The sequence below is a fragment of the Peribacillus sp. Bi96 genome, from assembly GCF_918698115.1.
GTDB lineage: Bacteria > Bacillota > Bacilli > Bacillales > DSM-1321 > Peribacillus.
The window spans coordinates 98,668-113,217 of sequence record NZ_CAKKLV010000013.1 but is presented as its reverse complement, the minus strand read 5'-3'; the positions used below and the strand labels follow the sequence as shown (position 1 = coordinate 113,217).

The 14,550-nt window shown below is 40.9% G+C and carries 12 protein-coding genes and 1 riboswitch; of the genes, 3 read left to right on the top strand and 9 right to left on the bottom strand.

Translation table 11 applies throughout. The features are described from left to right. Window positions 1–15 precede the first annotated feature (15 nt). The 5 genes from LQ203_RS16685 to LQ203_RS16665 form a co-directional block, all read right to left on the bottom strand. Window positions 16–1,668 (bottom strand): FAD-dependent oxidoreductase, encoded by a 1,653-nt coding sequence (locus tag LQ203_RS16685; protein ID WP_230159494.1) that lies wholly within the window; start codon window positions 1,666–1,668, stop codon window positions 16–18. Window positions 1,669–1,989: 321 nt separating this feature from the next. Further along, entirely contained in the window at window positions 1,990–3,480 is a 1,491-nt protein-coding gene (gene glpK / locus LQ203_RS16680; RefSeq protein ID WP_230159493.1) for a glycerol kinase GlpK, read from the bottom strand. 22 nt (window positions 3,481–3,502) lie between these two features. Further along, window positions 3,503–4,327: an MIP/aquaporin family protein gene (locus tag LQ203_RS16675; protein WP_230159492.1), complete on the bottom strand. Its 825-nt coding sequence runs from the start codon at window positions 4,325–4,327 to the stop codon at window positions 3,503–3,505. Window positions 4,328–4,545: 218 nt separating this feature from the next. Continuing rightward, window positions 4,546–5,088 (bottom strand): glycerol-3-phosphate responsive antiterminator, encoded by a 543-nt coding sequence (locus LQ203_RS16670; protein WP_230159491.1) that lies wholly within the window; start codon window positions 5,086–5,088, stop codon window positions 4,546–4,548. Between the two features lie 191 nt (window positions 5,089–5,279). Next, on the bottom strand, window positions 5,280–5,717 hold the full coding sequence (locus LQ203_RS16665; protein WP_230159490.1) for a hypothetical protein: 438 nt from the start codon (window positions 5,715–5,717) through the stop codon (window positions 5,280–5,282). A 188-nt stretch (window positions 5,718–5,905) separates the two neighbouring features. After that, window positions 5,906–6,007: riboswitch (SAM riboswitch) on the top strand. An 83-nt stretch (window positions 6,008–6,090) separates the two neighbouring features. Here LQ203_RS16665 and LQ203_RS16660 point away from each other — a divergent pair. Beyond that, window positions 6,091–7,194 (top strand): 5-methyltetrahydropteroyltriglutamate--homocysteine S-methyltransferase, encoded by a 1,104-nt coding sequence (locus LQ203_RS16660; protein ID WP_230159489.1) that lies wholly within the window; start codon window positions 6,091–6,093, stop codon window positions 7,192–7,194. Between the two features lie 351 nt (window positions 7,195–7,545). Here LQ203_RS16660 and LQ203_RS16655 read toward each other — a convergent pair whose 3' ends face one another. From LQ203_RS16655 to LQ203_RS16645, 3 genes are all read right to left on the bottom strand, one after another. Continuing rightward, window positions 7,546–8,070 (bottom strand): hypothetical protein, encoded by a 525-nt coding sequence (locus LQ203_RS16655; protein WP_230159488.1) that lies wholly within the window; start codon window positions 8,068–8,070, stop codon window positions 7,546–7,548. A gap of 345 nt (window positions 8,071–8,415) precedes the next feature. Beyond that, window positions 8,416–9,519 carry a CaiB/BaiF CoA-transferase family protein gene (locus LQ203_RS16650; protein WP_230159487.1) on the bottom strand — a complete coding sequence of 368 codons (1,104 nt, stop codon included), beginning with the start codon at window positions 9,517–9,519 and terminating at the stop codon, window positions 8,416–8,418. A 269-nt stretch (window positions 9,520–9,788) separates the two neighbouring features. Then, the gene (locus tag LQ203_RS16645; RefSeq protein WP_230159486.1) at window positions 9,789–11,273 is read right to left on the bottom strand and encodes an amino acid permease; all 1,485 of its coding nucleotides are present in this window, start codon (window positions 11,271–11,273) and stop codon (window positions 9,789–9,791) included. Between the two features lie 434 nt (window positions 11,274–11,707). Here LQ203_RS16645 and LQ203_RS16640 point away from each other — a divergent pair, with 434 nt between their 5' ends. Continuing rightward, entirely contained in the window at window positions 11,708–13,333 is a 1,626-nt protein-coding gene (locus LQ203_RS16640) for a M4 family metallopeptidase (RefSeq protein WP_230159485.1), read from the top strand. Window positions 13,334–13,650: 317 nt separating this feature from the next. Further along, window positions 13,651–14,052: an SET domain-containing protein gene (locus tag LQ203_RS16635; RefSeq protein WP_230159484.1), complete on the top strand. Its 402-nt coding sequence runs from the start codon at window positions 13,651–13,653 to the stop codon at window positions 14,050–14,052. Between the two features lie 278 nt (window positions 14,053–14,330). Here LQ203_RS16635 and LQ203_RS16630 read toward each other — a convergent pair whose 3' ends face one another. Beyond that, window positions 14,331–14,519 (bottom strand): hypothetical protein, encoded by a 189-nt coding sequence (locus tag LQ203_RS16630; RefSeq protein WP_230159483.1) that lies wholly within the window; start codon window positions 14,517–14,519, stop codon window positions 14,331–14,333. Window positions 14,520–14,550 lie beyond the last annotated feature (31 nt).

Below are 14,550 nucleotides of genomic sequence, written 5' to 3'. Positions count from 1 at the left end.
TTTTTGCATATAAGGTCAAGATACGCTAATAGCACCAAGTACTTCATGTTCTAGCTGATTGGATCTTTCCATCTTCGTCGATTCCGTCCATCCGAAATATCCGGCCATATAATCAATCACCGATTGTTTATGCGTTTGGACTAGATCGATATCGAATAACAGGGTCCCGGTCCTGCGGAAGAAGAAATCCACTGGTGTCGCGGCCATTTCATGATCTAGTGCGTATTTCAGCTGTACGAACAATTTCTGCGGGAGGCCACTACTTGTTCCCCCATCTCTTTCGCTTTTTGCGATATTGAATAACACAGGTGCATTAGACCCGTACATGGCCAAAATTCCCTCCGAATCCTTAGCAGCGAGGCCTGAGGCGGCCCCCATTTGAATATGTTTCTTGATATAATCGGAGAAGTTTCTTGATCCCCCGACATCTCCTCCTGAAATCGGCATTCCTTTTGTATTGCTGGCTGGATAAGTCTTATTGGACTGCTCGGAAAGCTTGCCTGCGACAAGGTCAACCGTCGTTTTTGCCATTTTGCGATACCCGGTCAATTTACCTCCCGCAATCGTGATAAGGCCCGAATCGGATTCCCATATTTCATCTTTTCTTGATATTTCGGAAGGATCCTTTCCTTCTTCCATGATCAACGGCCTGATTCCTGCCCAGCTTGATTCGATATCCCCATCCGTAATTTTCACTTTTGGAAACATATAAGCAATCGCCTTTAATAAATAGGCACGGTCTTCCGAAGTAACAGTCGGAACAGCGGGATCGCCTTCATAAAAAGTGTCCGTAGTCCCTACATAAGCCTTGCCGGCTCTCGGGATGGCAAAGATCATCCGTCCATCAGGTGTATCAAAGTAAATCGCCTGCTTCAACGGGAATTTCGATTGGTCGATGACCACATGAACACCCTTTGATAACTTCAGCGTTTTCCCCTTTTTCGATTGGTCTTTTTCACGGATGGAATCCACCCATGGACCTGCTGCATTAATAACTTTGTCTGCGTGTATTTCATACGCGTCCCCTGATAGTAAATCGGCAACTTGAACGCCGGTCACCTTTCCATTTTCATATAACAATTTATCTACTTTTGTATAATTTATCGGTGTTGCACCTTTATCAACAGCTGCCTTCATGACTTCAATCGTTAAACGTGCATCATCTGTCCGATATTCGACATAGTAGCCGCCGCCCTTCAGTCCCTCTTTCTTTACGAGAGGCTCCCGTTTTAGCGTTTCATCAACAGAAAGCATTTTCCTGCGTTCAGCTCTTTTTACTCCTGCAAGGAAATCGTATACACGGAGTCCAATGGAGGTACTGAATTTCCCAAAAGTTCCTCCTTTGTGCATCGGCAGCAGCATCCATTCCGGCGTGGTCACATGCGGTCCATTTTCATAAACGATTTCCCGCTCTTTCCCAACCTCAGCAACCATTTTTATTTCAAATTGCTTCAAATAACGCAATCCGCCATGGACCAGTTTTGTCGAGCGGCTTGAAGTACCTGCCGCAAAGTCCTGCATTTCCACCAATGCTACTTTCATCCCCCGGGTCGTTGCATCCAGGGCGATCCCTGCACCGGTAATTCCCCCGCCAATCACTACCACATCATATTTTTCTTTTTTCAAAAGTTCGATTGTTTCTTCCCGATATTTATTTGAAAACCTCATGCCTATCTCCTCCTTTAAGTACTGCCTTCTTTTGGTCGAGCAGCTTGTTTTCCTGGTTAATTCGTGCTGGTCACTCGTGAATTCTGCACGTTTACTCTGAGTTTCTTCTTTATATTCAATAGGTTCATTTGTTCTAATAGTTTTTCATTCATATAGATGTTAATATCCCTAATCCGCCTTTAAAAACAAAAAAAGAGACCATAAATGCACATTATCGTATTCACGATAACGCATTCATGGTCTCTCCTGTTCTCCGGCCGAGTTATTAACTTGATTTAAGTATACCATACTTTAGTTCATTTTAGAAAGAATTTACTTTTTTTATTTAAAAGCCATGGCCGCTTGAACAGCTTTTTTCCAGCCTTCATATAATTTTTCACTATCATGCTCTTCCATGGATTTGTTAAAGGTTTTGTCTACCGCCCATTGCCGGGAGATTTCTTCTTGATCCTTCCAATATCCAACAGCAAGTCCAGCTAAATACGCGGCCCCTAGTGCCGTGGTTTCGTTTATGGTCGGTCTTTCGACAGGCACTCGCAATAAATCGCTTTGGAATTGCATTAAGAAATCATTCTTGACTGCCCCGCCATCGACTCTCAATGTCTGTAGCTCAATCCCTGAATCCGCCTCCATTGCATCAAGGACATCCTTCGTTTGGTACGCTAGTGATTCTAGTGTTGCACGAATGAAATGTTCTTTGGAAGTACCGCGCGTCAAACCAAAAACCGCTCCCCGTACTTCACTGTCCCAATATGGGGTCCCTAGCCCCACAAAAGCCGGCACTACATATACTCCATCCGTACTTTCCACTCGTTTTGCATAGGCTTCGCTGTCCTTGGCATCATGAAGCATCCGCAGGCCATCTCTCAGCCATTGGATAGCCGAGCCAGCTACGAAAATACTGCCTTCCAGTGCATATTCAACCTTCCCATTCAATCCCCAAGCAAGGGTCGTCAATAGTCCGTGTTCGGAACTTACAGCCTTTGTTCCTGTATTCATGAGCATGAAGCAGCCTGTTCCATACGTATTTTTAGCCATTCCTTCATTAAAGCAGGCTTGGCCAAATAATGCTGCCTGCTGATCACCAGCCGCTCCGGCAATCGGAATCGATTGACCGAAGAAATGATATTCGATCGTACGTGCGTACACTTCAGAGGATGGCCTAACTTCCGGCAGCATCGATTTTGGTACAGTCAATATCTCCAGCAGTTCCTCATCCCATTTCAGTTCATGGATATTGTACATCAATGTCCTTGATGCATTTGAATAATCCGTTACATGGGCCTTGCCTCCTGAAAGCTTCCAAATCAACCAAGTATCGATGGTCCCGAATAACAGCTTGCCTTCATCCGCTCTTTGTCGTACCCCTTCCACATTATCGAGAATCCATTTCACTTTTGTACCGGAAAAATAAGCATCTATAAGCAAACCCGTTTTATCCCGGAACAGATCATTTAATCCCTTTTCCTTCAAATCGTCACAGATTTCGCTTGTTTGTCTGGACTGCCATACAATGGCATTATAAACAGGTGCTCCTGTTTCCTTATCCCACACGACTGCCGTTTCACGCTGATTAGTAATCCCGATACCGGCAATTTGCTCTGGCTTGACACCGGATTCAGACAGTACACCGGCAATGACCGCTAGAATCGATCCCCAAATCTCATTTGCATTATGCTCGACCCAGCCTGGTTTAGGGAAAAACTGAGTGAATTCCTTCTGGGAAGAATGTACAATTTCCCCCTTTTCGTTAAATAGAATTGCCCGCGAACTTGTTGTTCCTTGATCTAAAGATAAGATATATTTTTCCATAATGTGTTTCCCCCCTTTTATTTTAACTAGCAATGTTGCTAATTTCTAACTCACGTGACTGCTTTTTTCCAAAAGCATATGCTAATACCAATATTATCAGGCTTACTCCTAAAACAGTCCAAAATATTGTCGTCACTTCACCTAAAAACATCGCTTTATAGAAGACAGCTCCAAGTGCTCCACCGACAATCGGACCAACAACAGGAATCCATGCATAGCCCCAATTCGATTTTCCCTTACCCGGTATAGGCAGAAGGAAGTGAGCAATACGAGGTCCAAGGTCACGGGCAGGGTTTATGGCGTAGCCTGTTGTTCCTCCAAGAGACATTCCGATAACAACAATCAATAAACCGACAGCAAATGGATTCAGACCTTCTGTAAACTTGCCGGCTCCAATAAATAATAAGCCAAGAACAAGGATGAATGTACCAATCATTTCACTTAAAAGATTTGAAAAAGTATGAGGGATAGCTGGTGAGGTTGAAAACACACCAAGCTTTGTACCTGGATCCTCCGTAGCTTTCCAGTGAGGCAAATAATGCAAAAATACTAGAGTCGCGCCTATAATCGCCCCTATCATTTGTGCCACGATATACCCTGGCACATCAGCCCAAGGAAAATCCCCATTGATAGCCAATGCTACTGTAACAGCCGGGTTTAAATGTGCTCCGCTTATGGAACCCACTGCAAAGACACCCATTGTAACAGCCAATCCCCATGCAATCGTGATGACAATCCAGCCAGCATCTTTGGCATAAGATCCCTTTAAGGAAGACCCCGCCCCGATACCTGCACCAAATAAAATTAAAATCATCGTGCCTACTACTTCTCCCCAAAATGGAGTCATACATGACCCTCCTCTTATAGAATGATGCCTTACCAACAAATAAAAGGAGATTCACAACAGAACTATCCTCAATAAATGAGTATGTCTGGTGTGAATCTCCTAATCTCCGTCACATGTATTAACTTGTAATTCAAAATATACTAGTTTATGAAAACGCTGTCAAATATTTTCTGAAATATTCATTCTTTTTTCTGTAATTTTTTTGACTTTTGACCCTATTAGACGATATCCCATAATTCAGTTTTGGACGTGGTGATTGCGGACGCTCCCGCTTCAAGGGCATTCAGGACTTCATCCGAAGTCCGTATGAGACCACCTGCAAAAACGGGAGTTTGTAATCGTTCTTTCACTTCTTTTATCATCCATGGCATTGCCCCCGGCAATACTTCGATATAATCCGGCTTCGTTTTCTGTACCAGCTTATAACTTTTCTCCAGCGCATGTGAGTCTATTAAAAAGATCCGCTGGATGGCAATGACTCCCTTTTGCTTCGCTTTCAAAATAACGCTTGATTTTGTCGAAATCAGCCCATATGGGTGATACTCCTGACAAATGAATTCTGTCGCGTATTCATCACTTCTTATGCCATGGATTAAATCAACATGATAAATCATTTTCTTATTATGCTGCTTGGCCATTATACTCACATTTTTCAATTGGGAAATATGCAAGTCAAGAAACACACCAATTTCATAGGAACTATCTAGAAATCTTTCAAAATCCTTCATGCTTGCCGAGGCAGGCAATATCTTCTGCTCCATGCATTTTCCCCCTTATGTCCCGGAAAAACTCTAAACTTTAAGTTTTTTAGTATATTTTAAAGTGCTTGATTTATCAAACACATTTTTTATTAATGAAGAATCAATTGTCACCATATCCTTACACTAACATACCTGGACCCCAAATACAGTAAGGGTAAGAATGTATGGAAAATCCCCCTTAAGATGATTCATCATAAAGAGATTTTCATTTTCATTGCACCTTCGACAAGCTCATACGATTTAATGGTGCCCACGGGGATTTTTCTCACGATGTTCCAAGCATCCACATTCATTTTGATCATTCTATTTTCAAATTCAAAAAATGGCGGTCTGTTAAATATCTTATGATTAATGAAATTTCTATCAATAGGTTTCATTTCCACTAATTCAAATGAAATCGTTCTTTTATCAACGTGAACCGGTTTTATTGTTATCCGGAAAGATACATTTTTCTTAAACATCATTTTTTTCACTTCCGTCGTTCCCCAAAGCACTATATGCTTTGGCGTGATCTCGACTTTAATATTCTGCTCATTAGATTTCATGTTTATAATTCTCTCTAGCATGGATGCACTTACCGTTATCGGTATACCATTCCCGAAAACATTAAAGTGATCGAATGTATTCATCCTGACTTCCCCCTCCGACTTTCAATATCCCCTCTCGCATGTGTGGGTTATAGCATATGCCAGGTTCACCAATGAGGTTAATCATCATGCAAGGCTACTATGAGTAATCGCTATATTCTAAATTTTCCGCCTCCACCCTTGACCTTTACCAATACTCCCTGTATAGTCATAGTTAATTTAATAGACAACTCTTATCCAGAGAGGTGGAGGGACTGGCCCTTTGATACCTCAGCAACAGACTTTTCATGTACTGTGCTAATTCCAGAAGTGTAAAAACTTGAAGATAAGAAGAGTAAATAGCTTTGTTGCCAACACCTCTTCTTATTTTTAAGAAGAGGTGTTTTATTTTATAAAAGGGAAGAAGGAATGCAACATGTCAATCACATTAACGAAAGCACCATTTAGAGCGGACCATGTCGGAAGTTTATTAAGACCAGATCGTTTACATATAGCTAGAAAGCAATTGAAGGAAGGTACCATTTCGGTGGAGCGACTTCGTGAAGTTGAAACGGAAGAAATCAAATTGATTGTCGATAAACAAATTGAAGTTGGATTAGAGGCCGTTACGGATGGGGAGTTCAGACGAACATGGTGGCACTTTGACTTCCTTGAACATTTAAATGGCATCGAGGGCTATGTTACTGAAAAAGGTCTTACATTCGATGGGGTTGAAACTGAGAGATATAACATTCGCAATACAGGAAAGGTTTCATTCAATCCTGAGCATCCCTTCATCCATGACTTTATTGAATTGAACAAAATAGTGGACGGACGTGCCGTTGCCAAACAAACCATTCCCAGTCCCAATCAATTGTTTGCTGTCGGTGTTCATAATGAAGACATCTATCCTGATATCGAGGACTATGCTAATGATGTCATTAAAGCGTATCAAGCTGCTTTGAAAGCCTTTTATGAAGCAGGTGTACGTTATCTTCAATTGGACGATGTATATATTGCCAGACTTTCAGCTCCAGATTTTCAGTTCAAAGATGGAAAATATTCAAGAGAACAATTAATCGATTTAGCACTGCGTGTTATTAATGGTGCATTGGAAGGAAAACCAGAGGATTTGGTCGTCACGACACACTTATGTCGTGGAAACTACCAGTCAACGTGGGCATTTGAAGGCAGTTATGCACGCATAGCCCCAACATTATTGGCCAAAGAAAAAGTAGATGGATTCTTCTTGGAATATGACGATAACCGCTCAGGGGATTTTAAACCATTGGAATACATTCCAAACGGAGGGGCCAGGATCGTTCTGGGAGTGGTCACTTCAAAAAATGGGGAAATTGAAGACAAGGAAGCTGTTAAGGTACGCATTAAAGAAGCCTCACAATTCGTTCCCCTCGAACAACTATGCTTAAGTCCGCAATGCGGATTCGCTTCCACCCATCATGGCAACAAGCTTACGGAAGAACAACAATGGGATAAGTTGAAATTCATCGTTGATGTAGCAAAAGAAGTTTGGGAATGATGACTCACCTTTAATAAAAGCTAGGCACCTTTCAATAAGGAAGCCTAGCTTTTTTTTAAAACAGTACAATAAAACGTTTCTCTGATCGGTATAGGCAGATTTGCTAAGCCCAAGGATTGTTGAAGAATTTACGGTGACAAAATCGATTTCCCTTCAAACAACATATCGTGAATATCCATTTTAACCAATAATATATCGGGCATCTGTATACAGTACATATGCCTTTTTTCATATACATTTTCGTTTATTATCATTGGCAGACCCTGCAGATTAATGAATCAGTATGTAAAATAGTTACTTACTATGTTGAGTTCACACAAAAAAAAGAACGAGCATCTTGCACGCCTTTTTTTACTTGCAGCTATCTTCATCATCCACTTTCTTTACAAATATATCATCCGTCACCCTATCTTCCAGCTTGTTCCTCAAGACCAATTGTGCGGCCTTCCCATCACTAGGCGATCCGTCTGAAAAATACATCGGAAATAAGGAGAAAAACAGTACATAGAAGGAAAAATATATGAATTGATACCAGATTACCGAGCTTTCCAAGATATTCTGATACACTAAGCTATATATGATCAACATACTGACTAAATTAAAGATAGAGCCCCCTAAATAAATAAGCATATTCGTCAATCGATTATCATGTATCAATCCCTTAAATTCGCAAGTACCATTCCAGAAATAATATTTTCTCACCTCTATGTTCCAAAAGGCAAAAAGTTTATTTCCACAACCAATCAAGATTTTCTTTTCAGATCCTCCAAAAATCGTCACAAAGAAGATATGCCCGCTCAAATGTATCAGCGTAACGATTGGCATAATCAAAAAAAAGGAAAAAAGAAATTTAATGATATCAGTGAGACCAAACATTTTTAATCCACCATCCTTATCAAAGAAATTTTCTTATGAACCTTTTTACAAGGATGATACTCTCATACCCTGTCTAAACTAGTTATAACTAGTAATTTTTCACAACAACGAATGGCTGACTTTCATCATGGATTTAAAAACCATTTAGCCATTTTCAAGCTTAATTCGTCCCTCCTCCCACTTAATTTGACATTCCTCACTTTAATTCGTCCTTTTTTCCACTTATTCCGGCCTACTAAATGTTGTCGCAGCATAGTTATTTACGTCGTTATTACGAGGGGCCAATTCATACAAAAACAAGGCTATCTCTCTCCAATATTGGAAATGCGATAGCCTTATTTGATCTTATTTTGTATTAAGGGGCCGAAGTATTTCTGCGTTGCTTTGTCCTGGCTTCAGTCCCGCATGTTTATATTCAGGGGTAAAAACTGATGTTTTGATCGGGCAGGCGATTTGCTTCTGGACATTTCCTTTTCCGTCAGGTACTTCGACGATCATTCCCCTATCCTTCAATTGGGGATGGTTGGTCGCTTCGGTAAAGGTCAGCACTGGTTCTGCGCATGCCTCGAAGTCAGAAAATATTTCCTGCCATTCATGGAAATCCTTTTCTAAGAAAGCTTGTTGGACGAACGTTTTGAATCGGATTCCGCTTTCTTCATCGCTGCCCATGCTCAGTTCATACAATTCCGGTGCCCCGATGGCTTCGCATAACGCTTTTCGAAATGGGGGCTCGAGGCTTCCAACGGAAAAATAACGTCCATCTTTCGTTTCGTAAAAGTCATAAAAAGATCCCCCGTTTAACATCAATTTCTCTGGCTCAAGCTCCAGGCCCCCTTGTAAATTCAGAGGTGATGATATGGCATTCAATGCAAAACTGCAGTCGGTCATGCTGATGTCGATGGCTTGGCCTTCCCCTGTTCGCTCCCTGTAAATGACAGCAGACAATATGCCGATAACGGCATGCAGTGAACCTCCAGCAAGATCGGCTATCTGGGTTCCGTTTTTTGCCGGGCCGCCCCTTTTCGTTCCGGAATAGCCTGATAAACCTGCAATCGATAGATAATTGATATCATGGCCCGGTCGGTCCTTATAGGGACCGGTCTGGCCGAATCCCGTGATGGAACAGTAAATCAATCTCGGATTAATCCGTTTTAATGCCCCATACCCCAGTCCTAGGCGTTCCATGACGCCTGGACGGAATTGTTCTATGACGATATCGTAGTCCTTCACTAGACTTTTTACGGATTCGATGGACTCTGATTGTTTTAAATCAAGTGTGATCGACTTCTTCGACCTGTTAAGATATTGGTTCACACCCCATGAATCACTTGCTCCCGGCCTCTCTACCTTCAAAACGTCCGCTCCTAAATCTGCTAGCATCAAAGTGGCAAATGGGCCTGGCAATAACATTGAAAAGTCCAATACTTTTAAATTAGTCAATAAGGTCATCAGCTGCGCACCTTTCCTTTCCATTGGAAATATTCAATCGGATACAAATGCAGTTAACGCTTTCCCCGTTGTTCTGTGCATGCCATTTAGCTACATAGAGATTACGATTATCATATAACATCTCCTATTAAATTTGTATAAATTCCCATTCATTAAAAATAAAAGGCCAGGAATCATCCTCCTGGAATCTGTTTATGAGCCTAAAGATAAACAAATAAAAGCCGGACAATTTATAACTCATTGTCCGGCTGATTTTACTTATAGCTTGTTCATTCGTATTTTTTGTCAAAGTCAAACTCGACTTCATCTAGTTTAACGAGCTTAGTCTTTCTTATCAGTTTATAGCCCAACCATAGACCAAGGAAAAGCGGGATTCCCAGGTATGCAGCTATAACACTGCCCCAATCAATCTGGTCTGAGAAAAAGGCTTGGATGTTTTGGGACAGGATGACGATCAGACCAATTAAAATGGCAAAGATCGGTCCTATCGGGAACCATAATGCTTTATATGGCAGCTTCTCCAATGAATGACCTTGAGCGATGTATGCCTTCCGGAAACGATAATGGCTGATGGAAATGCCCAGCCAAAAGATAAATCCAGTAATCCCAATGGCATTCATTAACCAGATATACACTTTACCATCACCGAATATGGAAGCTAAAAAGGCTAGCATACCGATGGAACATGTCAAAACCATTCCTGCAACCGGTACTCCGCGTTTATTAAGTCTTGCAAAAATACGTGGTGCTTGACCATTTTTTGCCATTGAATATAACATACGCGTAGATGCATATAGACTAGAGTTACCTGCCGATAATACCGCTGTTAAAATGACTGCATTCATAAGCGAAGCGGCAAAGGCCACTCCAGCCTTTTCAAAAATGAGCGTGAATGGGCTTACCATGACGTTATCCCCTTGTAAACTTGAGTTCGTATAAGGGATAAGCAGCCCTATAACAAAGATTGCCAATACGTAAAAGAGCAAGATTCTCCAGAAGACACTTTTAATGGCCTTTGGTATATTACGTGCAGGATCCTCACTTTCACCCGCTGCCACACCGACAATTTCGGTACCTTGAAAAGAAAAGCCCGCAGCTATGAACACGATGAAGACACCCATGAACCCACCCGGGAAAGGCGCGTCATCGACGGTGAAGTTTTTAAAACCTACTGCTTCGCCACCCATGATGCCGACAATCATTAGTATTCCAACGATTATAAAAATAACGATGGCTGTTACTTTAATGAAGGAAAACCAGTATTCTCCTTCACCATATCCTTTAACGGATAAATAGTTTAATAGGAATATGAGCACCAGGAATGATGCACTCCATAACAATGATGGACTATTCGGAAACCAAAACTTCATGATCATTGTTGAAGCGGCCAACTCTGCCGCTATGGTCATCGACCAATTGAACCAGTATGTCCATCCCAAGGCAAACCCAAATGCCGGATCGACGAATTTCGTTCCATATGTACTGAATGAACCGCTAGTCGGCATAAAGGCGGCCAGTTCCCCTAAGCTCGTCATCACGAAGTACACCATTGCGCCAACTAAAGCATATGCAAGCAATGCACCGCCTGGCCCAGCTGTATGGATAGCTGCCCCGCTGCTAAGAAACAGCCCGGTGCCAATAGCCCCTCCAATGGAAATCATCGTTAAATGTCGAGATTTTAACCCGCGCTTTAATTCTTGTTCTTCTTGCTTTGGAGGATGCTGAAAGATGTCGTTTTCTTGTTTTGGTATCATTAATTTTCATCCCTTTCTACATAAGCGCTTACATTTATGGGGAAATCCATTTAATAAATTTCCTATTTCATCGAGTTTCAAATAGAGCTAATTTACAATTCGAATATTCCTATTCTGAATATATGCAATTTTCATGCCAAATTTAAAAACCGCACTATTCAACAAATTAACCATTTATTTGACGAAATATTTTGCACTTTATGCCACGATTCTTTGCACTTTACGCCATGTTTTTTTGCACTTTTATTCATTTGGTTCAATTTAAATACATTCCAAATATTACTAAAAGAATAAATTCAAAGAACATTTCTATCAAAAACCATTTTTCTCCATTTTATTCCTTTAAATGTCATATTTTTTACGAGTTTTCTCCATTTGATAATAATTATGAAACGATGTAAAAATGAGGTATTCTTATGAAGGAGTTGAGTGTTATGAAGGGTAAGGTATTTTTAGGAACTGCACTATCCATCGGTCTATTATTTTCTGCTATTCCCCATCAAGAAGCTTTAGCGGCAAAAAATGTGTTAAGTGTTGAAAAGTACAATAAGCACAAGGATTCGCTAGAATACAAGTCTGGGAAACTTACGGACCCATCAAAGCAATCGGCAGAAGATATCATTCTTACCTTTTTTGATGAAAACAAAAAGTCTTACAAGCTAGAAAAGCAAAAGGCGAAAAACTCCTTCACGATCCAGAAAGAAAGCAAGGATGAACTAGGCAATACAGTACTTAGATTGCAACAAACCTATAAAGGCGTACCTGTATGGAACTCCACACAAGCAGTATTGATTGATGCTAAAGGTGTATTGACGGTCGTGTCCGGTACGGTTGAAGCCAATCTAAATACGAAATTAGGGAAAAAGGCTAAAAAAGGCATCAGTAAATCCGAAGCTATTAAAATAGCGGAAGCGGATCTGGGGTTCACTCCTGCCTATGAACAATCACCTGAATCTGACCTATATGTATACGCAAATGAAGGCCAGGCCGATTATGTATATAAAGTCAATTTGAAATTCTTAAGTCCGGAACCAGGAAATCATGAATATTTCATTTCAGTCAAAACGGGTAAAATCCTGAATAAATATAATACACTAGATGAAGTGACGGGGACTAATTCCGTCGGAACGGGCACCGGCGTCTTAAACAACACCGTGTCTTTGAACACTACCTTATCCAGCGGTCGTTACTATTTACAAGACAATACACGCGGCAAAGGAATCTACACTTATAATGCCAATAACCGTTCAAAATTACCTGGTACACTCATGTCCAACACGACCAATGCTTTCACTACTTCTACCGATAAAGCTGCGGTGGACGCCCATTCTTATGCGGGTAAAACCTATGATTATTACAAATCCACATTTGGACGGAACTCCTATGATGGAAATGGAACCATCCTGAAATCAACCGTTCATTATGGCTCGAGATACAATAACGCTTTCTGGGATGGCACCCAAATGGTTTACGGTGATGGAGACGGCACGACGTTCATCCCATTGTCCGGCGGCCTGGATGTCGTTGCACATGAACTGACGCATGCTGTGACTTCCTCAGAATCCAATCTTACCTATCAATATGAATCCGGTGCTTTAAATGAGGCGATTTCTGATATTTTTGGAACAGTCGTAGAATTTAAGAATCAGAGTGCCAACGCTGATTATCTGATTGGAGAAGATATTTACACACCTAATATTTCCGGTGATGCACTCCGTTCAATGGCGAATCCAACATTGAATGGTGACCCTGATCATTATTCGAACCGTTATACGGGATCAAGTGACAATGGAGGAGTCCATACGAATAGCGGAATTATTAATAAGGCAGCTTATTTGATCTCTGCAGGCGGCACCCATCACGGCGTGACTGTATCTGGAATCGGCATTGATAAACTAGGGAGCATCTTCTACAGGGCAAACACGATTTATTTAACTTCCTCGTCAACTTTTTCACAAGCCAGAGCAGCAGTGGTACAAGCTGCCTCTGATTTATATGGTTCAAGCAGTGCAGAAGTCACAACTATCAAAAATGCCTTTACAGCAGTCGGTGTGAACTAAGAGATTCAGACCCAATATGACTAACACCTCCCTAACTAACTTTTAGCGGGGGGTGTTTTTTCGTATGTATATATGCGCTGGGGGAAAATATTTCGTCCTATTGAAGAATAATTTGGCCGATGAGAGGATTAATTCGTCCTTCCGACTGGATATTCTGGACGTTCGGATCATTATTCGATCCTTGGAGTTTATGATGAATGAAAGTTTGCAAAGTAGGGAGAAAATGATTAATTCTCTAAAATAGTTGCTTTTCTTCTTATTAACTGTCAAGCTTAGATAATCTGGACTATATTGAATAGAACAAGTAGGTGACGAACATGATTGAAGTTAAAACTTCCACACTTAGTGATGGTGAGTTCAATAGAGGTGTATTCGCAACACAGGACATTAAAAAAGGTGAACTTCTGCATGAAGCCCCTGTCATTGCTTATCCAAATGAGGAACATGTCTTCATTGAGAAAACATTGCTGGCTGATTATGCGTTTGAGTATGGAATTAACCATACTGCCATGCTTTTAGGTTATGGCATGCTGTTTAATCACTCTTATACTCCCAACGCTACGTATGATATAAACTTTAAAAATCACACGTTTGATTTTTTTGCTTACACCGACATAAAAGCAGGAGAAGAAATCCTGATTAATTATAATGGTGAAGTCGATAATGAGGATCCTCTTTGGTTCAATAAAGAAGATGACGGTGAAGAAGAATCCGAATGATCATTGATCGTTCATGAAAGCACTTGTGCTTTTGAAGACCTGTTATAGGTACTTCAAAAGCAACGAGTGCTTTTTCGTTTTTCCTTTCACCGAGTTCCTCCACAACAAGATGAACTTCACTATTTTCAGGAGGTCTTTTGATGATGGCTAATACCACAGTTTTTACGTGCTTATGGTTTCTTTACGAATGGTCTTCTCCATTTAATCAAGGTTCAATGAAAAAAAATCCCCATTAAGGCTTGCCCAACTTGAGCAGACACTTAATGGGGATATTTCTCTTAATGGGTGGATGGATTACTTGATTTTGATTTGGTTATGGATTGGAGTTGGCTCTTAACCTTATCAATGGTTTCTGGAGTGGCTAAGGATTTAATCTGACTCATGGTTTTTTCACGAGTTTTCTTATTGCGCATTAAATATGCTGCAGCTCCTATCAAGACGGTTCCAAGCACTTTGTTTGATGGCATGTGAGTTTCCTCCTTCAAGTTCGTTATAGTA

Bases quoted from the DNA above. Each gene is read 5' to 3' on its own strand.
- LQ203_RS16685 (WP_230159494.1), bottom strand. From the start codon at position 1,668: ATGAGGTTTTCAAATAAATATCGGGAAGAAACAATCGAACTTTTGAAA.
- glpK (WP_230159493.1), bottom strand. From the start codon at position 3,480: ATGGAAAAATATATCTTATCTTTAGATCAAGGAACAACAAGTTCGCGG.
- LQ203_RS16675 (WP_230159492.1), bottom strand. From the start codon at position 4,327: ATGACTCCATTTTGGGGAGAAGTAGTAGGCACGATGATTTTAATTTTA.
- LQ203_RS16670 (WP_230159491.1), bottom strand. From the start codon at position 5,088: ATGGAGCAGAAGATATTGCCTGCCTCGGCAAGCATGAAGGATTTTGAA.
- LQ203_RS16665 (WP_230159490.1), bottom strand. From the start codon at position 5,717: ATGAATACATTCGATCACTTTAATGTTTTCGGGAATGGTATACCGATA.
- LQ203_RS16660 (WP_230159489.1), top strand. From the start codon at position 6,091: ATGTCAATCACATTAACGAAAGCACCATTTAGAGCGGACCATGTCGGA.
- LQ203_RS16655 (WP_230159488.1), bottom strand. From the start codon at position 8,070: ATGTTTGGTCTCACTGATATCATTAAATTTCTTTTTTCCTTTTTTTTG.
- LQ203_RS16650 (WP_230159487.1), bottom strand. From the start codon at position 9,519: ATGACCTTATTGACTAATTTAAAAGTATTGGACTTTTCAATGTTATTG.
- LQ203_RS16645 (WP_230159486.1), bottom strand. From the start codon at position 11,273: ATGATACCAAAACAAGAAAACGACATCTTTCAGCATCCTCCAAAGCAA.
- LQ203_RS16640 (WP_230159485.1), top strand. From the start codon at position 11,708: ATGAAGGGTAAGGTATTTTTAGGAACTGCACTATCCATCGGTCTATTA.
- LQ203_RS16635 (WP_230159484.1), top strand. From the start codon at position 13,651: ATGATTGAAGTTAAAACTTCCACACTTAGTGATGGTGAGTTCAATAGA.
- LQ203_RS16630 (WP_230159483.1), bottom strand. From the start codon at position 14,519: ATGCCATCAAACAAAGTGCTTGGAACCGTCTTGATAGGAGCTGCAGCA.